Origin of the sequence: Bifidobacterium choerinum, assembly GCF_000741135.1 — a bacterium.
GTDB classification, from domain to species: Bacteria; Actinomycetota; Actinomycetes; order Actinomycetales; family Bifidobacteriaceae; genus Bifidobacterium; species Bifidobacterium choerinum.
This window is the reverse complement of the sequence record NZ_JGYU01000009.1, coordinates 15,441-34,638: the sequence shown is the minus strand read 5'-3', so window position 1 is coordinate 34,638 and position 19,198 is coordinate 15,441. Positions and strand designations below refer to the sequence as shown.

Below are 19,198 nucleotides of genomic sequence, written 5' to 3'. Positions count from 1 at the left end.
GACATTCCATCATTGCGCGTCGATTGTCGAAATTCGTCGAAACGAAGGCGCCGCCACGCCGCGACACACGCGATTTGCATTTGTTCGCATCCACTAGTATCGTTAGGCGAGTTGTCATGCGGAGCACGACAACATCCACGGGGCTGTAGCTCAGTTGGTAGAGCGCTTCGTTCGCATCGAAGAGGTCGTGGTTTCGATTACCATCAGCTCCACTAGAGCCGCTGCATTCATTCCACCGCAGCGGCTCTTTTCTTTGTGATTCCAAGGGTTTCGAGCTTCTCCCGATGGTACGGGTCGAGTGCGTGAAAGTGCGGAAAAGTACACAGAAATCCACGTTTTAGGTACACAGTCAGGTGTACAAGCGGGGACATCGGGCGTGGTACCGGAATCCGCGCATGCGACAGGGCGCACCGCATATCAATGTGGTGGTACGCCCTGTCGCCATGCGCGTTCGTTGTGTACGCGTGGGGCAGAGCGAACGACTACCGCTGGCTCTTGACCCAGTCGGCGACGTCGTTCGGGTCGGCGTCCTCGGAGAAGCGTCGCCCGTCCTTCCAAGCGCCCGGGTTCTTCGCGAGCTTCTTCAGGTTCGTCGCGCTATCGCCGATCGGCGAGCTCATCGATGTGCAGAACGGGATGACCGTCTTGCCGGAGAAGTCGTTGTCTCGGATGAAGTTGCACACCGGCCACACCGCTTCCTGCCACCAGATCGGATAGCCGAAATACACGGTCGTGTAACTGTTCCAATCTGGCACCTGCGCGTTCTTGAGTTTGATGTCCTCGAGGCTTTTGTCCTCGTATTCCTTGACCACGCGGCTGTCGGCGTCGTTGAAGTTGAGATCTTCCTGCGTGTACGCCGGATCCGGCTCCAGCTCGTAGAGCGTCGCGTCCGTGTCCTTGGCGATGTCCTCGGCGACGCGCTTCGTGTTGCCCGTGCCCGACCAATAGACGACGATCGTCTTGCCGTCGCCGCTCGTCGCGGTCCCTGCGGGTGCACTGCCGCCGGTGCCGTCCGACGCGTCCGCGGTCGGGCTATTCGACGTCGAGCCGGTCGAGCCGCACGCCGCCAACGTCACCACCGCCGCAAGCCCGACGATGCCTGTCATGATGCGTTTTGCCAGATTCATGGCACCTCCTTGCCAAACCGTTTAGCTTGTGCGTTCGCAGCACAGGCACCGGATCGCACGGAAAACCAATACAGCGAAACAACGATTCTACATGCATATCTGCAATACGTTCACTGATTGCATTCTTGGATATGACCACAACCGGCAATCCGACTCCGATAAGCCGTTAGACGCAATCGGACATGCCATCAGCAGCGGCATTACGATCGCGCATGCATTTCGTCATTCCGCAGACATGTGCTTGGGCGGCGCAGGCATGCGATACTGGCCGTATCCAAGCGGTAACGCGGCCTGACGGGGCACGCGACGATACAAGGAGGACATGATGAACTGGCACAAGCGTCTTGCTGCATGCATCGTCGGGGCGGCGGCCGTTGTCACGTTGACGGCCTGCGGAGGCGGATCCGGCGACGGGCGGCGACTCAACGACGCTCGTCGCGTATTTCTCGGCGACCGGCAGCACGAAGCGCGTCGCCGAGGACATCGCGACGACCACCGGCGGCACGTTGTTCGCGATCGAACCCGCCGAAGCGTACACGAGCGACGACCTCAACTACAACGACGCCGACAGCCGAGTCAGCAGGGAGCACGACGACGAACGCCTGCGCGACGTCAAGCTCAAGACGACCGAGGTGCCCGACTGGGACCGCTACACGACCGTCTACATCGGTTATCCGATCTGGTGGGGCGTCGCGGCATGGCCGATGAACACCTTCGTGCGCGCCAACGATTTCTCCGGCAGGACGGTTATCCCGTTCTGCACCTCCGCAAGTTCGCCGCTCGGCTCGAGCGCAAGCGAACTGGCGAAGCTCGCCAACGGTGGCGATTGGAAGGACGGGCAGCGCTTCAGCTCGTCGGAAAGCGCGCAGAACGTCGAGGCATGGGTCCGTCAGCAGTCCTGAGCCTCAAATCCCAGCCCCTCGAGGAATCGGCCGAGCTCCTCGTGATTCGGAAAGACGGCGATGTTATCCAGGATGCGTCGGCAGACGTCGGCGAGCGCATCGCGGACGGCCCTGCGGACCGTATCGCGATCCATTCCGCGATCCGCGGCGCCCATCCCCTCCTGCCTCAGTGCTTCACGCACTTCATCCCACAGCAGCCGGAACTCGGCGAGACCGTCGGGCAGCGCATCGCCGGCGACCAATGCGTCCTCGAGCGCACCGAGCTGCCCGACGAGACGCCCCGGCAGCACGAACAAGCCCATCGCCTCGATGAGGCCGATCGGTTCCTGCTTGACGAAGAAGTATTCGGGATGCGCATGGAAGACGCCGAGCGGATACCGCCCGCTCACCGCGTTGTTGCGCAGGATCAGGCTCATCTCATACATGGGAGCGCCGTCCTCGCCGGGCACGAGCCGCGCAATCGGCGACAATGACGACTGTGCGGCGCCGGCGGCGTCATGGGATGCGATGCCGAGCGCGGCGTCGTCGTAGCATGCCCAGGCTTCGCGAATACGCTCGCAGACCTGTACGATGGCGGCGCGGTTGCGCGAGCGCACACGCATCGCGCTCGCCGGCCAGTCGATAATCTCGAGGACGGCGTCGTCGGCGTCCGGGCAGCGGTAGCGCCGCCATGCCGCCGCGCGCTGCATCGGCATCGTCTCGCCGCCGCCCTGGTAATGGTCATGAGCGAGCACCGATCCGCCGATGCGCGGCAACGCGGCGTTGCAGCCGAGGAAGTAGTCGGGGAACTGGTTGACGAAGTCGAGCAGGTTGGCGAAGGTCGACCTGTCGACGTGCATCGGCGTATGTTCGCGGTTCACGCAGATGCCGTGCTGCGCGAAGTAGCCGTAGGGCGAGAACTGCCAGAACCACGGCCGGCCGTCGAGTTCGACCTCGACGGTGCGCAATGTGCGTTTGCCGCGCGCCGCGAGCCCTTCGTTCGCATGGCAGATCGTGCACTGCGCGAAGCTGCCGTCGACGCTGTTGCCGCTCGTCGCCTTGCGCATGTCCTTGAACTCCGGTTTCGCCGTGTTGATCGTCACGACGAGGCCGGCACCGTCGAAACGCACGTTGCGCCGCAGCTGCGCGAGCTTGATGTAGCCGTTCGCGACGCCGTAGTCGTAGAACCAACGCATCGCCGCCATGTTGCCGGCGCCGGCTCGCACGTCGTCATAGGCGTCCTGGATGCGCGACGGCGCCGCGGACAGCGCGCCCATGATCACGTCGTCGTCGAGGAAGGCGGCGGCCGCCTTCCTCGACGCATCATCCGTCGCCGCGATGTCGTCCGGGTTCGCCGCGTCGCCCGACGCCGCCGCGTCATCCGATTCGGTCAAGCGGAGCGCGGCCGCTTCCGCGCGGCGCGCCTCGTCGGCGCCGAGGACCTCCAGCAGCCGGTTGCGCATCCAGTCCACGTCGCGCGGGTCGAGCAGCAGCCGGGCGCGCGCATAGTCGACGAGCGCGTCGATGGCGCCGAGAACCGCCGTCTCCTCGGCGGCCGTGGAAGCCGTCTCACGCATCGTCGTGCTCCTCCTCTGCGGCGTCCGAGTCGGATCCAGCGTTCGCGTCATGTTCGGCGCCGGCGCCCATGATCTCGTCGATGACGGCATGCATCTGCGGCATCCGCTCCTCCATTTCGCGTGCGAGCTGCATCTGCGTATGCGCGCGCACGAGGTTGTGTCCGGGGTATTTCGTCGCGAAGTAGACGTCGCCGAGCAGATGGTCGCCGAGGAAGCGCATGCCGCATTCGAGCGTCATAAGCCGCGCGGCCTCAGGCAGCAGCTCGAGTTCACGGGGGGCGGCGGTCGCGCCGACCTCGCCGAGGAATCCGCTCGCGTAGGCGCGGAACAGCGGCAGGCTGAAATGCACCTTGCCCAGGTCCGGCTCGTCTTCGAGACCGGTCGAAGCGCCGAAGCGGATCGAATCGCCGAAGTCGAAGAGCATCGAACCGGGCATCACCGTGTCGAGGTCGATGATCGCGCGCGGCTCGCCGCTGTCCGCGTCCATCAGGATGTTGTTGAGCTTCGTGTCGTTGTGCGTGACGCGCAGCGGCACCGATCCGTCGGCGAGCGCGTCCACGATCCGCCCGTATTCGGGCGCGCGCTCATCGAAGAACCCGATCTCGTCGCGCACGTCCTTCGCCCTGCCAAGCGGATCGGCCGCGACGGCCGCACGGAAGTCGGCATAGCGGTGCGGCGTGTCATGGAATCGGGCGATCGTCTCCGCGAGCTGGGCGGCGTCGAATTCGGCGAGCGTGCATTGGAACGCGCCGAAGGCCGCGCCGGCGCGCTCAAAGACGCGCAGATCGTCGACGAGGTTGTAGGACATCGTACCTTCGATGAATCGGTAGACGCGGAACATGCCGTCGTCCGCCGCGAGCCAGCTGCGGCCATCCTTCGTCGGGATGATCTCGAGCGTCTCCTGGCCTTGCGCGCGCAGGAATCCGGTGACGAGCTCGATGTTGCGCATCAGGGCCGCCGTGTCCGGGAACACATCGGTGTTCATCCGCTGCAGAACGTAGCGGGCCTCATCGGTGACCACGAGATAGGTGACGTTGATGTGCCCGTCGCCGTACGGCGTGACCGACGCGACGGCGCCGTCGATGGCGAACCGTTCCACGATGCGCTTCAGCGCCGCCGTCTGCTTGCTGCTGCCATTGTCCATGTCGACCTCCTTGTCGCATGATGCCGCCCACGTGCCGCGGATCGTCTATTCGAGCTCCTGCCAAGCGATCGCGCTCGGCGCGAGTGTGAAATCGTCGATTGCGCCGTCTGCGCGCTGCACCCTCGTCGTCTGCATCTGATCGGTGTTGTTGACGACGCAATACAGGTGCCTTTCCGGGAAGTGGGCGACCTCGCATTCCGGGTTCGTCGAGCTCCATGCGGCGTAACGGTCCTCGTTGCGGCTCGCATAGAACAACGCGCGTTCGAGCAGCCGGGCGTTCGCCGCCGAATACGGCAATCCGGAGATGTAGACGCCGCGGCCGCGGCCGTAGTCGTTGGCGGCGAGCTGCACGCGGCCGTCCTTCACGTCGAGCAGCGTCACGTCCTCATCGATCGGGTAGACGTTGAGAATCGGTTCGCCGAAGTCGACGTCGGTCGCCTCCTCGGTGATGAAGTTGGCGTCCGTGACGGCGGGCCAGTACTTGTCGACCGACAACGTCTGGAAGCGCTCCTGGTCGACGCCGAGCACGTCGGCGAGCTGGAAGAACCGCCCCTGCCAATCGCTCGACGTCGGCTGTCCGACGCCGACGAAGGCGCCACCGCCGCGCACCCAGCGCCGGATCGTCGAGACGAGGCGCGGGTCGCGCCACACGTCCCCGCCGCTGAAGGAGGTGCGCTCGGGGCCGGCGTTGATGATGACGTCGACGTCGTCGTCGACGCCCCGTTCGAGCACGTCGTCGAAGCTGATGAAGCGCACGTTGACGCGCATGCCGGAGAGCGCCTCGAGGATGCCGTAGTACGAGTAGGTCTGCTGGTTCGGCAGCGCGTGCGCGACGGTGAACGCCATCCAACTACGCATGCGGCCCCAGCAGTTGAGGATCGCGACGTTGAGCTCGCCTTCGGCCGGCTTGCCGCCGGTACGCTCGTGGATGTCGCGGAATTCGTCGGCGATCGCCGTCACCGTGTCGACGAATTTCGGGAACTTCGCGGCGAGCGAGAGGTAGCCGCCGTAGCCCATGCGCGAGATCGGCGAACGCAGGATCGCACGGCGCGCCTTGCGCCAGTTGTCGAGGCCTTCGATGCTCGGATCGTTGCCCTCATGGAAGGTGTCGGGGAAGAAGTACGGCAGGAAGCGGCCCTCGGTGTAGCGCACGCCGGGGATGTCGGCGATCATGCGCAGCGTCGTGCCGTCGCCGACCGAGCCGACGACCGCGTCAAGGCCGAGCTCGTCGAAGCCTTCCATGTACGGTTCGGTGCCGATCCACTGATCGCCGAGGAACATCATCGCCTCCTTGCCGGCGGCGTGCGTCTCGTCGACGAGCTTCTTGACGTTCGCGCGCACGAAGGTGGCCAGGAACGCGATCCAGTCGTGTTGCGCCTTGCGCGGGATGCGCCACGTAGAGTTGTAGCAGCCTTCGTCCACGAAGTCCTCGGGGCGCAGACGGTAACCGTGCAGCGCCTCGAAGTCGTCGAGCGCGCGCGGCGAGACCGTGCAGGCGCAGCCGAACCAGTCGACGATCTTCTCGCGGTGCTTCTGGTCAAAAATCAGCGTGAACTGGTAGAAGAAGGTCGTGAAGCGCACGACGTCGGTCTGCGGATTGTCCTTGAGCCACTGCCCGAACGTGCGGAACACGAAGTCGCGCGTCGCCGGATGGTAGATATCGAAGGGGATCTCATGCTCCTTGTCTCCCCAGTCGTTCGTCAGATGGTTGTACATCTCGACCGGATCCCAGATGATGTATGCGAGGAACGAGACCGTGTATTCGTGCATCGCTTCGCTCCCGCGGATCGTCACCGCATCATGCTCGGCGTCGAAATCCCAACGTTCCGGGTCGACGACCTCGCCGGTCGTGCGGTCGACGACCTCCCAGTAGCGGTGCGGGTCGGCGTCGCGGTTCGGCTGCAGCTGCTCGGCGTAGAAGCGCTCCATCAGGTCGACGGTGACCGTGTCCGCCTCGGCGAGGACGCGCTGCGTGAGCAGGTAGACCTGCGGCGTCTCATCCATGTGCAGGCTGATCCATTCATTGTGAGCGCGCGTCGGGAAGTAGGCGCTGTAGATCTTCTTGCCGAGCCGCTCGACGGCCTCGTCCAGATGGGTGCCGTCGGAATTGCGGATGGCGTCGGCGCCCCACAGTTCGGCGAGACGCTTCGTCTCGTCGGCGAAATGCTCTTCGCTCGGTATCGTGAAACGGCCAGTCGTGGTCATGATGACTCCTTGGGAACGAATGGGAGGGGATGGGAGAAATCGGGAAATCGGAAATACTGGGGAATGAGGATAGACGGAAGGCAGATGCGCGGCCGCGCATGATCCGCGTCACATGGTCGCCCATGCGCGGCCACGCACATCGGGAAGGCTGCGCGCCGCTCAGCCCTTGACGGAACCGGCCGCGAGGCCCGCACGCCAGAAGCGCTGCAGCGTCAGGAAGAGGATGATGACCGGCAGCACGCCGAGCAGTGCGCCCATCATCAACGCGCCGCGGTCGTTGAAGACGGCGAGCGAGACCATGCCGTACAGGCCGAGCGTGACCGGATAGAGGTCCTCGCTCGAAAGCATCATCAGCGGCAGCAGGAAGTTGTTCCAAGTGGCCACGAACATGAACAGGAAGATCGTGACCATCGCCGGGGCGAGCAGCCGCAGCACAATCGTGAAGAAGATGCGCGCCTCGCCGGCGCCGTCGATGCGCGCCGCCTCGAGCAGCTCGTTCGGCACTGAGCTCTGCGCGTAGACGCGGCCCAGGAAGAAGCCGAAGGGCGAGACGCAGCACGGGATGATGACCGCGAGCATCGTGTTGTCCAGATGCAGCGAGTTGAAGATCGCATACTGCGGGATCGTCAGCAGCGCCGCCGGCATCAGCATTGCCGCCATGATGACGCCAATCGTCACGCCTTTGCCGCGGAACCGGAATTTCGCCGTCGCATAGCCGGCCATGACCGAGACGACGGTGCCGATGACCGCCGAGAGGCCCGAATAGAGCAGCGAGTTGCCGACCCAACGCCAGAAGCTGTCACGCGTCCAGCCGAGCAATGTGGCGTAGTTCGCGGCGATCGCGTCGGGCAGTTCGTTCAGCGGCACCGCGAACCACAGGCCGTTCGATCCGGTGAGCTGCGCCGGGCTCTTCGTGGACGCGACGATCGCCCAGTAGATCGGGAACAGGAAGTAGATGAGCGCGACGACGAGGATGATGACCGTCAGGATCTTCGCGATCGGCTTCGGACGCATCGAACGCGGCAGGTCGTTCTCCATGCGTTCGCGCATACGGTCGGCTTTCTTCTGTGCGCGCATCGGGTTGCGGAACTTCGCGCGCGTGGTGTCGATGAGGCTCATGACTCGTTCACCTTCCTTTCAGCGAAGGCGTAGATCATTGCGAGCAGTCCGGCGATGATCGCCATGACGATCGCGATTGCGTTGGCGGGGCCGTCGCCCTTCGGGGTGAGGAAGCCGCGGGATGTGTTGAACGCCATCATCATCGGCGTGTACGAGGAGGAGATGGCCGGATCGGCGGTCTGCATGACCTGGGGCTCGTTGAACAGCTGGATCGTGCCGACGATCGACAGCAGCATCGCGAGCAGCGCGGCGCCGCGCACGTTCGGCAGCTTGATCTTCGTGGCGACCTGCCAGCCGTTCGCGCCGTCGATGCGCGCCGCCTCGTAGAGCTCGTGCGGGATCGCCTGCAGCGCCGAAAGGAAGATCAGCATGTTGTAACCGGTGAAGGTCCACGTCGTGATGTTGACCATCGACGCGAGCACGACGTTGCTTGCGAAGAAGTCGACGTTGATGCCGAGCGCCGCGAGCCCCTTGACGATCGGCGAGATCTGGCCGTTGTACAGATACACCCAGATGATCGAGGCGATGACGCCCGGGATCGCGTACGGCAGGAAGTAGCCGAGGCGGAAGCCGGCGACGTGCTTGACGATGAGCGAGTCGAGCAGCATCGCGAGCGCGAGCGCGCTGATGATCATGATCGGCACCTGGATGAGCGTGTAGAGCAGCACCCTGCCCATGCCCGCCCAGAAGGTGCCCGATGTGATGACGTATTTGAAGTTTTCGAGTCCGACGAATCTGTTGACGATTTCGCCGCCGCCGTAGGCGCCGCCGCCGGTCGCGACCTGCTGGAAGAAGCTCGAGTAGACCGCGTAGAGGATCGGGACGATGAAGACGAGCAGGAAGAGCAACACGAACGGCAGCATGAACAGCCAGCCGGTGCGCTCCTCGCGCCTTGCCGCCGGGGACAGGCGTCCCTTCGTCCTCTTGCCCTTCGTCGCCCCCGTCTCGCCTTCCGTGGCGCGCACGAGGACGCCGGGTTTGGTGGGCGTCGCTGATGAGATTACCGTTGCCATCGCATTGCTCCTTTGCACAAGATGGATGGGAGGGGACGGGACGGATCCCGTCCCCTCCTGTCGGTGATTGCCGTGCTTGCCGGCGTCGTGTCGCCTATTGCGCGACCGACAGTCCGTAGTCCTTGAGGGTGTCGACCGATGCAGTCTGCGCAGCGTCGAAGATGGATCCGGTCTTCGCCTTGCCCTCGGCCACGTCCGCGGCCTTCTCCTTCATCGCCGTGCCGACGGCGGAGAAGCCGGGGATGTACGAGAATCCGGCGAGGTTGGCGTTCGCCGCCGCGAACTCGGCCATGACGTCCTGGCCGCCGTAGAACTCGGACCAGCTCGCCGGCGTCTTCGCGGTGCCGGTCGTCGCGGCGACGACGAGGCCCTGCGAGGTCAGGTCGTCGATCTGCGTGTTGAACCAGTCGAGGAACTGCATCGCCTCGGCCTTGTGCTTGATGCCCTTGAGAGCGACGACTCCGGAGCCGCCGTCAGGGCCGGTCTTCTCGCCGTTGTCGAACCAGTCGCCAATCTGCGCGACGCGCCAGTCGCCCTTGCCCTTGTCCGCCATCGAATCCATCAGCAGCGGTGCCTCCCATGCGGCTCCGATCGTGCCGATGAGCTCGCCCTTCTGCAGCGAGGCGTCGAAGGACGGATCCCAGCGCGGGTTCGTCGTCGCCGACTTGTCGTCGAGCAGCTGCTGGTAGACCTTCGCGACGGCCTTCGAGCCCGCCGTCTGCGTATCGACCTTCCATGCGTCGCCCTCGACCGTGTACCACGGCCTGGAGGCGCCGGCGAGGCCGGTGAGCATGTTGCCCGCCTCATCCGCCTGGAAGGACATGATGTACTTGCCCTGCGCGGCGGCCTTCTTCGCGCTGGCGATAAGTTCGCCCTGCGTCTTCGGCACGGCAATGCCGAGCTTGTCGAATTCGGTCTTGTTGTAGTAGTAGACGAGCGGTCCGGTATCCTGCGGCAGGCCGAAGGTCTTGCCGCCGATCGACATGTTGTCGAACGGGCCTTCGGCGAAGTCGCCCTTGTACTGTTCGGCCTCGGAGGTCACGTCCTCGAGGATGCCCTTCGTGAAGAGCTCGGGGATCTCGGAGTAGCCGGCCTGCGCGAGGTCGGGGGCGTTGCCCGCCTTGACGTCAGTCTCGAGCTTCTTGATGAGGTCGGAGGCGTTGCCGTTGAAATGGATCGCCTTGACATGGATGTCCGGATGCTCCTTGTTCCAGCGCGAGACGATCTGCTCGACCGACGTCATGCCCGACTTGTCCGGAAGTCGGTGGATGTAGGTGATCTCCACCTTGCCGCCGGCCGACGAACCGCCGGATGCGCCGCCGGACGATGAGGCGCCGCCGCATCCGGACAGCGCCATGCACGCCGCGGCGACCGCCGCTGCTCCGGTCATCAAACCCTTGTTCCACTTCATGTCCCTGCACTCCTTCGTGATCGGGGCTATGGGCGGACAGCCGCCCATTGGTTCCTTTTGGCTTACGTTGCACCGCCACTGCCTCGTGGTGATACCTTCACGATACCGAGCCGTCAACTTTTTGTCAACTTTGATTACTTTTTAGTTCTTTCTGAGCATATCTACTCAAGAAACGTTGAAATATCAGCATTTATCGACCATATACCGTAATGTCATCATTCCGTTCAAATGGTGTACACTCGAGTCATCCCTTCTGCCCGACCGCACCGACGAAGGACGCGCGAACGGCACAACACCAACGAAAGGCCACGCCATGACCGACCACTTCATCTCCTCATCCGACGGCGACGACGCCAACGACGGCCTGACGCCGGCATCGGCGTGGCGCACGCTCGCCCGCGCCGAGGGGCTCGACCCATCTCCCGGCGACGCGCTGCTGCTCGCGCGCGGCTCGCGATTCACCGGACAGTCGCTGCATCTGCACGACATCTCCGGCGACGCGGAGCGGCCCGTGACGATCGGCTGCTACGGCGACCCGTCACAGCCGCTTCCGATCATCGCCTGCGACGGCAACGGCCGATGGTTCGAGGACTACCGCGCACCGATCGGAGGCTCCCCGCACCGCAACCGCGGTACCGTCTCGACGGCGCTGCTGCTGCGCGACTGCTCGCACGTGCACGTACACGACATCGAGATCACGAACCGGCGCATCGACGACGCCGACGGCCACCGCTACAACGACCTTGACGTCATGGACCGCACCGGCGTCGCCGTCATCGCCGAGAACGGCGGCACGTCGCGCGGCGTCAGGCTGGAGCGGCTGTACATCCACGACGTGAACGGCAACATCTACGACAAGCACATGGCCAACGGCGGCATCCAGGTCATCGCGCACCTCCCCGAGGACGCGTCGACGATCGAGACGAACATCGCGCGCTTCGACGACCTGCGCATCGCCGACAACATCGTGCGCGACACGAGCCGCTGGGGCATCGCCGTCGGATACACCGCCTACCTCAATGTCATCGACCACGGCGGACGCGACGCCGACGGCAACTGGGACAACACCTTCGACTACGGCGACGGCACGATCGACGAGGCGACGCTGCGCCGCTACGGCGCGACGAACGTCGTCGTCGAAGGCAACGTCGTCGAGCGCGCCGGCGGCGATGCGATCACCGTCATGTACTGCGACCGTCCGCTCGTGCGGCGCAACGTCTCGCGCGAAGCGGCCATCGACATCCGCGACGACGTCTACACGGCGACGACGAACGACCGCGTCGCCGCGGCGATCTGGCCGTGGCGCTGCAGAAACGCGATCTTCGAATACAACGAGGCCTACGACACGCTCAACGCCGACCGCGGCAACGGCGACGGCCAGGCGTGGGACGCCGACTTCGGCGACGGCACCGAGTACCGCTACAACTATTCGCGCAACAACTCGGGCGGGTGCATCATGTTCTGCAACGAGAAGGCCGTCAACTCGCTGTTCCACTGCAACGTCTCCGACCGCGACCGCATGGGGGCGATCGACATCCCGCGCAACCCGGACGCGAGCGTCACCGGCAACACCTTCATCATCGCCGAAGACGCCGACCCGCTGCGCCTCGACCGCGCGGACGGCACGGCCGACGTCGAGGGCAACACCTTCGTCTACGCCGGCGCCACGCCGAAACGCACCGAATGGCATCCCCGCGGCTCGCACGTCAGCTACAGCGGCAACGTCTACATCGGCTTCGCGGACACCCCCGAACAGGACGCGGCCGAAGCGCCGCAGCCATATCGATATGACGGTGACAATAACCAATCATCACCACAGATGCACAGGTCGAAGTGACGACACCAAGCGCCGCAACAAAACGATTTTTCACAACAGCGTAATTATGTATACTTGATTGACATAATTAAGACAACTTGCTACGCTGAACATATCAGCCGACCATCGACGCCGACATCCATCCACCATCGTACGGCGGCATTCGAGACAAGGAGCCATAATGAACCCTTCGCCACTCGAACAGATCCTGCTGAACACGAGCACGAAGACCGTACCCTCCGACATCCGCGGCCGCAACACGATGGCCGCGTTCAATCTGCTGTTCCCGGCCGCGTCGATCTCGCGCAGCGAACTGGGCAAGACGCTCGGGCTCTCGCGCATGGCCGCCACCGAAGTGACCGGCGAGATGCTCGACAACCACATCATCCGCGAAGTCGGCGAGGACACGCGCAGCGGCCGCGGCAAACGCTCGGTCATGCTCGCGATCGACACCGCCTTCTGGCGCATCATCACAATCGACCTGTCCCAGCAGTACGTCGTGCAGGGCGCGCTCGTCGACCTCGGCGGGCGCATCATCGAACGCACCGAGATACCGGTCGAACACGGCACCGACGTCACGCTCGAGATCATCATCGATCTCGTGCAGCGGCTCAAGGCGGACGCCGTACAGCCGATCCTCGGCGTCGGCGTGGCCGTGCCCGGCGTCGTCGACCGTGACGGCACCGTCGTGGACGCCGTGCAGCTGGGATGGGAGGACGTGCCGCTGCACGCCCAGTTGCGCGAGGCGCTCGGCATGCCCGTGCTCGTCGGCAACGCCACCAACGCGGCGCTCGTCGCGGAACGGTTCTTCGGCGAAGGCGGCGACGATTCGATGCTGATCCGCATCGGCGCCGGCGTCGGCGCCAGTCTGTGCCTCAACGGGCAGATCATCGACGGCGCCACCTCGATGGCCGGCGAGATCGGCCATGTCGTCGTCGACCCGGAAGGCCCCGCCTGCGCCTGCGGCAAACGCGGCTGCCTCGAGGCGTACCTGTCCACGAACAACCTGTACGCGCAGATCACCGCCGACCCCGCGCAGCGCACCGAGATCCTCACCGGGGCGGGCCAGCTGCTCGGCCGCGTCATGGCGATGTCGCTCGGCCTGCTCAATCTGCGCGACGTGACGATCGACGCCCCCGCGGACATCGCCGGCGAGACCTTCATCCATGCGATGCGCGGCGAGCTGAGCGCCGCGATGAACACGCAGTACATGACGATTCCGCTGCTGCACCGCTGTCAGGTCGGCGCGGACGCCTCGCTGCGCGGGCAGGCGATCAACGTGCTGCGGCTCCTCGTGCCGCATATCCGCGAACTGCGCGCACGCGATTGAGCGGGCGTCGACCCTCACCACCATCAGCCGCAACAAAGGAGTTGTCATGGCAGATTCAACCAATTCACCGCCGCCGCTCATCGGCATCGACGTGGGCGGCACGAAGATCGCGGGCGTCGTCATCGACACGTCCGCGCATGCCGGCGACGGCGACGTGTGCGTCCTCACTCAGGCCGACCGCCCCGCCCGGCCGGGAGCCGCCGCGCTCATCGACGACGTCGCCGCGCTCATCGACACGCTGCTCGCTCACGTTCCCGCAGATTGCGGCGCGATCGGCATCGGCACGCCCGGCACCGTGGACGGCACGACCGGCGACGTGCGCGACATCGCAAACCTGTCCATCGACCATGTGCCGCTCGCAGGCGCCATCCATGCGCGCTTCGGACTGCCGACGGTCGTCGAGAACGACGTCAACGCGGCCGCCTTCGGCGCCGCCCGCCTCATCGAGGACGGCACCGCGTCCGACGAGACGATCGCGTTCCTCAATCTCGGCACCGGCATGGCGGCCGGCGTCATCCGCGACGGCAGGCTCGACCACGGCTCAAGCAACACGGTCGGCGAAATCGGCCACATCCCGGTCGAGCCGCATCGCTGGCGCTGCGCATGCGGGCAGCGCGGCTGTCTCGAGACGGCGGGCAGCGGCGGGGCCGCAAAACGGCTGTGGCCGTATGCCGATCCGCCGATGCCGGACATCCTCGCGGCAGCGGCCGACGACGCGCATCCGCGCCACCGGCATGCCGTCGAGACGCGCGACACGATCGTCGCCGCGATCGCCAACGCGCTCGACGTGCTCGCCGTGACCGTCGACCCGAACGTCATCATCATCGGCGGCGGCATGGCGCAGACCGGCGCTCCGCTGCTCGATGCGATCCGCGCCGAACTGCGCCGCCGCGCCCATGACAGCGGCTTCATCCATGCGCTCAACCTGCCGGCGCGCCTGCGGCTCGCGCCGAAGGATCTGCCGGTGGGCGCGATCGGCGCAGCGCTCAACGCTGCGGCATCGGTCGGCGCGTGACACCGCCCATACGGCAATCAGCATTCACAATAGCCAATCATCGATCAGCCGCCGCATAGCCTCGACGGCATCACGAAGGAGCATCATCATGACGGAAGTCATCATCGCCGAGTCCGAACGGGAGGCAGGCGCCATCTACGCCAAGTGCGTGGCCGATCTCATCGAGCGCAAGCCGGACTGCGTGCTCGGCCTTGCGACCGGCTCGAGCCCGCTCGCCGCCTATCAGGAGCTAGCGAGGACGATCACGGAACGCGGTCTCGATGTCTCGCGGGTGCGCGGCTTCTCGCTCGACGAGTACGCGGGCCTCGACCCGAAGCATCCGGAGTCGTATCACAGCGTCATCGAACGCACCGTCATCGAACCGCTCGGCCTCGACCCGGAGCTCGTCCATGTGCCGAACGGCGACCTCGCGACGATCGAACATGCCGGCAAGGCATACGACGCGGCCATCGAGGCGGCCGGCGGCATCGACGTGCAGATCCTCGGCATCGGCACCGACGGCCACATCGGGTTCAACGAGCCGGGTTCGTCGCTCGCCTCGGGCACGCGCATCAAGACGCTCACCGAACAGACGCGCATCGACAACGCGCGCTTCTTCGACGGCGACGTCGATCAGGTGCCGACGCACTGCATCACGCAGGGCATCGGCACGATCATGAAGGCACGCCATCTCGTGCTGCTCGCGTTCGGCGACGGCAAGGCCGAAGCGATCGCCGAGACGGTCGAGGGCGGCGTCTCGTCGTTCTGCCCGGCGAGCGCGCTGCAACTGCATCCGCACGCGACCGTCATCGTCGACGAACAGGCGGCGGCACGACTGCGCAACAAGGACTACTACCGCTACGCCTACGCGCACAAGCCGGCATGGCAGGGCATCTGAGGGCGCGCGTCCGCCAGCGGACCGTACAGGACACGAAAATGACGATCATGCATCAGGACAGCCCATCCGAACTTCCCGGCATCCCGACGGCGCCGCATGAACGCGCCGCGACCGCCGAACGAATCGCACGTTCCTTCGCCCTGCCGCCCGAAGCCTTCGGCATCGTCAACGCGACGCGCGTCGACGCACGCGGCATCCTCCCCGACAGCTGGATCATCTGCTCGGACGGCGTCATCGTCGACGCAGGCGCGACGGCTGCGGATTTCAAGGCCGCCGCCGCGCGGCACGGCATCGATGACGAACACACGCACGACGCGCACGGCATGCTGCTGACGCCGGGATACGTGGACATCCATGCGCACGGCGCGTGGGGCATGTCCTTCGACGACGGCGCCGACGGCATCCGCGTCGCGCGTGCCGGGCATATGATGCATGGCACGACGCGGCAGGTCTGCAGCCTCATCACGAATCCCTTCGACGCCCTGACCGCGAACCTGCGCAATGTGCGCGACGCGATGCGCGAGCGGCCCGACATCCTCGGCGCGCATCTGGAAGGCCCGTTCCTTTCGCCGCTGCACAAGGGCGCACATGATCCCGCATGCCTGTGCGACCCGACGCCGGAGCATGTCGAGACGTTGCTCGACGCCGCCGACGGATGCCTGCGGCAGATCACGATCGCGCCGGAGCTGCCGCACGCGATGCGGGCGATCGGCATGTTCGCGAACGCCAGCGTCGTCGCGGCCGTCGGCCACACCGACGCCGACTACATGACGGCCGTGCGCGCCTTCGACGCCGGCGCACGGCTGATGACGCATCTGTTCAACGCGATGCCGTCGCTGCACCATCGCAAGCCCGGGCCGATCCCAGCGGCCGTCGAGGACCCGCGCGTCGCGATCGAACTGATCACCGACGGCTTCCATGTGCAGGACCCGGTGCTGCGCATGGCGCTCGGCTTCGCACCGCGCCGCACCGTCTTCGTCACCGACGCGATGGCGGCGACCGACTGCCCGGACGGTCCCTACAAGCTCGGCGGACTGGATGTGCGGGTCGTCGACGGCCACGCCCGTCTCGTCTCGAACGGCGCGATCGCCGGGTCGACGCTGCTGCTCGAGGGCGCAGTGCGACGTGCGGTGCTCAATCTGGGCATGGCCCCGGCCGACGCCGTCGCCGCGGCGACGCTCATTCCGGCGCAGGTCTTCGGCTTCGACCGTCCGAACGCCGTCACCGGCGCGCCGCTCGGCCTGGTATGCCGCGGCTATGCGGCCGACGTGCTGCTGCTCGACCTCGCCGATTGGGCGGTCCGGCATGTCTGGTGCGCTGGGCGCCGTCAACGGTAGGCTTGTGGATCGGACCGCAGTACGGCCCAATACGGGCTAATTGCGCATAATCGAGACCGAAGCGCGAACAGTCAACTCTTGCCGACGACCCGCATCACGACGAACGAGGCGACTAGCACCACGATGACCGCGCCGATGAGCGATGGGAAGATCGCCATGCCTCCGAGCTGCGGTCCCCAACTGCCGAAGATCGCCTGACCGAGCGACGAGCCCACAAGACCGGCGATGATGTTGGCGATCCAACCCATCGATCCGCTGCGGTTGGTGATCGCGCCGGCGATGGCGCCGATGATCGCTCCGACGACGAGCGTCCAAATCCAATACATATTGTGCTTCCTTTGAGTCTTTCCAAAGTCCGAAAAACCTTGAACTATCCTCCACGGTACGGGATCAGGGCGCGTTTCGCCCGCAATCACGCGGGTTTCCGCTACCACGGCAAAATCACGTAACGCTCAGGTCGGGCTGTTATACGCATGGTCGCGCCCATGTCGGCCGCGGAACGCGGCAGAAGCGGAACCGGACACGACGACCCTCATCCCGCTCGTGCCTCCCGCCGACCGCCACGGCCCAGGACGCGACTACAGGTCAGTGCTGCTGCGCCGCCTGCCGCCGCACCTCATCCAAGGCGGGCGTTGAAGGCGTCGCTCGTCCAGCTGGCGCCGGCGATCTTGTCGACCTTCAGATCCTTGATCGGCTTGCCGGTGACGACCCCGGCACTTCCTTGGCGAAAGCCTCCTGATGCCCCGTGAGATGGATGTGAACGGATGCCCGACGACGCATACATCATGCACAAGGCCGTCACGCGCACTTGACATACACGTCGATCGTGCGCGGCGGACGCAGGCTCAGTCACGCCCGACGAGCGGCGCGAGACGGTCGTACATGCGCTGCACCATGCGGTTAAGCGACTGCGGCGTGATGTCGTCGTAGTTTTCGGTTGTCGTGTAGCCGGGACCGGGCACATAGCCGCCGGCGAGATAGCCGGTCACGACGACGGTCATCATGCCGGACGCGGCAGCCGACGTGCGCCCGCTCATCGAATCCTCGAAGGCGACGCAGCACGGCAGCAGCACATCGGGGATGCCGAGTCGTTGCGCGGCAAGCTTGTACGGCGCCGGATCGGGTTTCTTCGGCACGTCGTCGTCGCCGCATACATAACCGGCGAAAGTGTTCGGCGGCGCCTGCGCGATGAGGTTCTCAGCCAGGTCACGCGGCGACGTCGTCACGAGCATCGACGGCACACCGGCGTCGCGCAGCTGCTCGAGCAGACGGCGCACGCCGGGTATCCACGGCAGCCGCTTCTTCTCCTCGTCGGTCACGTATTGGATCATGCGACGTCCGATCTCGTCGGGAGGCAGCGGACAACCGAGATCGGCCATCTCATGGGCGATCTGCGGCACCGGTCGACCGGAGCCGTCCATCGCCATCTGCTTCGTCCAGTGGCCGCCGTATTCACGCACGAGCCGCAGCTCGCTTTCGTGCCACAGCGGCTCGGAATCGATGAGCGTCCCATCCATGTCCCAGAACACGCCCTGCAGCGCGCCGACCCCGGCGGCTCCATTGTTGCGAGCGCCCATCGTCTCCTCCTTCGTCATTCGCGTCGTTCGATCGTCATACGCCACGGCCATCTCGGTCCGGCACCACTTCCTACGATACGCGCCCGCGTCCGGCACAGCGCACGCATACGCCACACGCGACGCCACACATACATACACAAGGCGTCCGGAACCCAAATTCAGGTTCCGGACGCCTTGCTGTCCTCTATGCCTATGCCGCCTATTCGTTCACCGGTAGATCGTATGCCACAGGACCACCGATTTCGACTCGGCCTGAGCCGGCCGATGACTCGCGCCGGCCGCCAGCTGCCGCGTCTGCGGGTGCAGATGCCGCCGCCAGTGCCGCGCACGCGAGGAACGACGCACTTCGGTGATGCCGCCGTCCATGTCGGCGGTGAAGACACTCACCGAGTTGTCACTCAGCCGTTCAAGCTGCCGGCGCAGCTGACGGTTCTCCTCCTCAAGTTCGAGGATGCGCGCGATGCCGGTGAGGTTGATGCCGTCATGCTGACTCATCGACTGCGCCTGTATGAGCCGGTCGATGTCGCGCAGCGAGTAGCGACGTGCGCCGCCCTCTGTGCGCTGCGGCACGATGAGGCCGGCGCGGTCGTACTGACGCAGCGTCTGCGGATGGATGCTCGCGAGTTCGGCGGCGCGCCCGACGCTGAAGATCGGCAGGTCGACGTTGAAGCCGACGCGCGCCGCACCTTCGAGATTCGCCCGCTGCGCGACGATCGCCATCGCGCACATCTCATACAGCCGGCGTTTCTGCTGGGAGACCCGCGTCATG

General features: G+C 65.4%; 16 protein-coding genes, 1 tRNA gene and 1 pseudogene. 7 read left to right on the top strand and 11 right to left on the bottom strand.

The annotated features are described in order from the left end of the window. Nucleotides 1-139: 139 nt before the first annotated feature. A tRNA-Ala gene (locus BCHO_RS06795) sits at nucleotides 140-212 on the top strand. A gap of 270 nt (nucleotides 213-482) precedes the next feature. On the opposite strand, the gene BCHO_RS06790 is transcribed toward BCHO_RS06795, so the two are convergent. Then, on the bottom strand, nucleotides 483-1,127 hold the full coding sequence (locus tag BCHO_RS06790) for a flavodoxin (RefSeq protein ID WP_051354942.1): 645 nt from the start codon (nucleotides 1,125-1,127) through the stop codon (nucleotides 483-485). Between the two features lie 482 nt (nucleotides 1,128-1,609). Between BCHO_RS06790 and BCHO_RS06785 the strand changes: the two genes are divergently transcribed. Next, the gene (locus BCHO_RS06785) at nucleotides 1,610-2,029 is read left to right on the top strand and encodes a flavodoxin (protein WP_051354941.1); all 420 of its coding nucleotides are present in this window, start codon (nucleotides 1,610-1,612) and stop codon (nucleotides 2,027-2,029) included. Here BCHO_RS06785 and BCHO_RS06780 read toward each other — a convergent pair. The 6 genes from BCHO_RS06780 to BCHO_RS06755 all read right to left on the bottom strand — a co-directional run bounded on the left by BCHO_RS06780 (nucleotide 2,017) and on the right by BCHO_RS06755 (nucleotide 10,477). Next, the gene (locus tag BCHO_RS06780) at nucleotides 2,017-3,585 is read right to left on the bottom strand and encodes a galactose-1-phosphate uridylyltransferase (protein ID WP_024541546.1); all 1,569 of its coding nucleotides are present in this window, start codon (nucleotides 3,583-3,585) and stop codon (nucleotides 2,017-2,019) included. The genes BCHO_RS06785 and BCHO_RS06780 overlap by 13 nt on opposite strands. After that, entirely contained in the window at nucleotides 3,578-4,729 is a 1,152-nt protein-coding gene (locus BCHO_RS06775) for a phosphotransferase enzyme family protein (RefSeq protein ID WP_024541545.1), read from the bottom strand. Before BCHO_RS06775 ends, BCHO_RS06780 begins: the two co-directional genes overlap by 8 nt. A gap of 45 nt (nucleotides 4,730-4,774) precedes the next feature. Continuing rightward, nucleotides 4,775-6,934, bottom strand: a complete 2,160-nt coding sequence (gene gnpA / locus BCHO_RS06770; RefSeq protein WP_024541544.1) for a 1,3-beta-galactosyl-N-acetylhexosamine phosphorylase — start codon at nucleotides 6,932-6,934, stop codon at nucleotides 4,775-4,777. A gap of 159 nt (nucleotides 6,935-7,093) precedes the next feature. Beyond that, nucleotides 7,094-8,011, bottom strand: coding sequence for a carbohydrate ABC transporter permease (locus BCHO_RS06765; protein ID WP_418215008.1), 918 nt, complete (start codon nucleotides 8,009-8,011; stop codon nucleotides 7,094-7,096). A 38-nt stretch (nucleotides 8,012-8,049) separates the two neighbouring features. Further along, on the bottom strand, nucleotides 8,050-8,916 hold the full coding sequence (locus tag BCHO_RS06760; RefSeq protein WP_232513900.1) for a carbohydrate ABC transporter permease: 867 nt from the start codon (nucleotides 8,914-8,916) through the stop codon (nucleotides 8,050-8,052). Between the two features lie 244 nt (nucleotides 8,917-9,160). Then, nucleotides 9,161-10,477, bottom strand: a complete 1,317-nt coding sequence (locus BCHO_RS06755) for an ABC transporter substrate-binding protein (protein ID WP_033491079.1) — start codon at nucleotides 10,475-10,477, stop codon at nucleotides 9,161-9,163. Nucleotides 10,478-10,790: 313 nt separating this feature from the next. Here BCHO_RS06755 and BCHO_RS06750 point away from each other — a divergent pair, with 313 nt between their 5' ends. From BCHO_RS06750 to nagA, 5 genes are all read left to right on the top strand, one after another. After that, nucleotides 10,791-12,314: a hypothetical protein gene (locus BCHO_RS06750; protein ID WP_024541540.1), complete on the top strand. Its 1,524-nt coding sequence runs from the start codon at nucleotides 10,791-10,793 to the stop codon at nucleotides 12,312-12,314. A 160-nt stretch (nucleotides 12,315-12,474) separates the two neighbouring features. Further along, nucleotides 12,475-13,623, top strand: coding sequence for an ROK family protein (locus tag BCHO_RS06745; RefSeq protein WP_024541539.1), 1,149 nt, complete (start codon nucleotides 12,475-12,477; stop codon nucleotides 13,621-13,623). 46 nt (nucleotides 13,624-13,669) lie between these two features. Beyond that, a complete protein-coding gene (locus tag BCHO_RS06740; RefSeq protein WP_024541538.1) occupies nucleotides 13,670-14,638 on the top strand; it encodes an ROK family protein in 969 nt (322 codons plus the stop codon). 88 nt (nucleotides 14,639-14,726) lie between these two features. After that, nucleotides 14,727-15,515, top strand: a complete 789-nt coding sequence (nagB, locus tag BCHO_RS06735) for a glucosamine-6-phosphate deaminase (RefSeq protein ID WP_024541537.1) — start codon at nucleotides 14,727-14,729, stop codon at nucleotides 15,513-15,515. A 47-nt stretch (nucleotides 15,516-15,562) separates the two neighbouring features. Continuing rightward, the gene (gene nagA / locus BCHO_RS06730) at nucleotides 15,563-16,852 is read left to right on the top strand and encodes an N-acetylglucosamine-6-phosphate deacetylase (protein WP_051354947.1); all 1,290 of its coding nucleotides are present in this window, start codon (nucleotides 15,563-15,565) and stop codon (nucleotides 16,850-16,852) included. A gap of 71 nt (nucleotides 16,853-16,923) precedes the next feature. Here nagA and BCHO_RS06725 read toward each other — a convergent pair whose 3' ends face one another. The 4 genes and pseudogenes from BCHO_RS06725 to BCHO_RS06715 form a co-directional block, all read right to left on the bottom strand. Continuing rightward, complete coding sequence (locus BCHO_RS06725) at nucleotides 16,924-17,286, bottom strand: GlsB/YeaQ/YmgE family stress response membrane protein (RefSeq protein WP_369126145.1); 363 nt, start codon at nucleotides 17,284-17,286, stop codon at nucleotides 16,924-16,926. Nucleotides 17,287-17,437: 151 nt separating this feature from the next. Next, a pseudogene (locus tag BCHO_RS09610) lies at nucleotides 17,438-17,655 on the bottom strand (FMN-binding protein); the annotation flags it as partial. Nucleotides 17,656-17,697: 42 nt separating this feature from the next. After that, nucleotides 17,698-18,447, bottom strand: coding sequence for an HAD family hydrolase (locus BCHO_RS06720; RefSeq protein WP_232513850.1), 750 nt, complete (start codon nucleotides 18,445-18,447; stop codon nucleotides 17,698-17,700). Between the two features lie 189 nt (nucleotides 18,448-18,636). Continuing rightward, nucleotides 18,637-19,197, bottom strand: coding sequence for a heat shock protein transcriptional repressor HspR (locus BCHO_RS06715; RefSeq protein ID WP_024541533.1), 561 nt, complete (start codon nucleotides 19,195-19,197; stop codon nucleotides 18,637-18,639). Nucleotide 19,198: the final 1 nt, after the last annotated feature.

What these genes read in the sequence shown, in the direction of transcription:
- BCHO_RS06790 (WP_051354942.1), bottom strand. Translation starts at nt 1,127, where the DNA reads ATGAATCTGGCAAAACGCATCATGACAGGCATCGTCGGGCTTGCGGCG.
- BCHO_RS06780 (WP_024541546.1), bottom strand. Translation starts at nt 3,585, where the DNA reads ATGCGTGAGACGGCTTCCACGGCCGCCGAGGAGACGGCGGTTCTCGGC.
- BCHO_RS06775 (WP_024541545.1), bottom strand. Translation starts at nt 4,729, where the DNA reads ATGGACAATGGCAGCAGCAAGCAGACGGCGGCGCTGAAGCGCATCGTG.
- gnpA (WP_024541544.1), bottom strand. Translation starts at nt 6,934, where the DNA reads ATGACCACGACTGGCCGTTTCACGATACCGAGCGAAGAGCATTTCGCC.
- BCHO_RS06765 (WP_418215008.1), bottom strand. Translation starts at nt 8,011, where the DNA reads ATGCGCGCACAGAAGAAAGCCGACCGTATGCGCGAACGCATGGAGAAC.
- BCHO_RS06760 (WP_232513900.1), bottom strand. Translation starts at nt 8,916, where the DNA reads ATGCTGCCGTTCGTGTTGCTCTTCCTGCTCGTCTTCATCGTCCCGATC.
- BCHO_RS06755 (WP_033491079.1), bottom strand. Translation starts at nt 10,477, where the DNA reads ATGAAGTGGAACAAGGGTTTGATGACCGGAGCAGCGGCGGTCGCCGCG.
- BCHO_RS06750 (WP_024541540.1), top strand. Translation starts at nt 10,791, where the DNA reads ATGACCGACCACTTCATCTCCTCATCCGACGGCGACGACGCCAACGAC.
- BCHO_RS06745 (WP_024541539.1), top strand. Translation starts at nt 12,475, where the DNA reads ATGAACCCTTCGCCACTCGAACAGATCCTGCTGAACACGAGCACGAAG.
- BCHO_RS06740 (WP_024541538.1), top strand. Translation starts at nt 13,670, where the DNA reads ATGGCAGATTCAACCAATTCACCGCCGCCGCTCATCGGCATCGACGTG.
- nagB (WP_024541537.1), top strand. Translation starts at nt 14,727, where the DNA reads ATGACGGAAGTCATCATCGCCGAGTCCGAACGGGAGGCAGGCGCCATC.
- nagA (WP_051354947.1), top strand. Translation starts at nt 15,563, where the DNA reads ATGCATCAGGACAGCCCATCCGAACTTCCCGGCATCCCGACGGCGCCG.
- BCHO_RS06720 (WP_232513850.1), bottom strand. Translation starts at nt 18,447, where the DNA reads ATGACGAAGGAGGAGACGATGGGCGCTCGCAACAATGGAGCCGCCGGG.
- BCHO_RS06715 (WP_024541533.1), bottom strand. Translation starts at nt 19,197, where the DNA reads ATGACGCGGGTCTCCCAGCAGAAACGCCGGCTGTATGAGATGTGCGCG.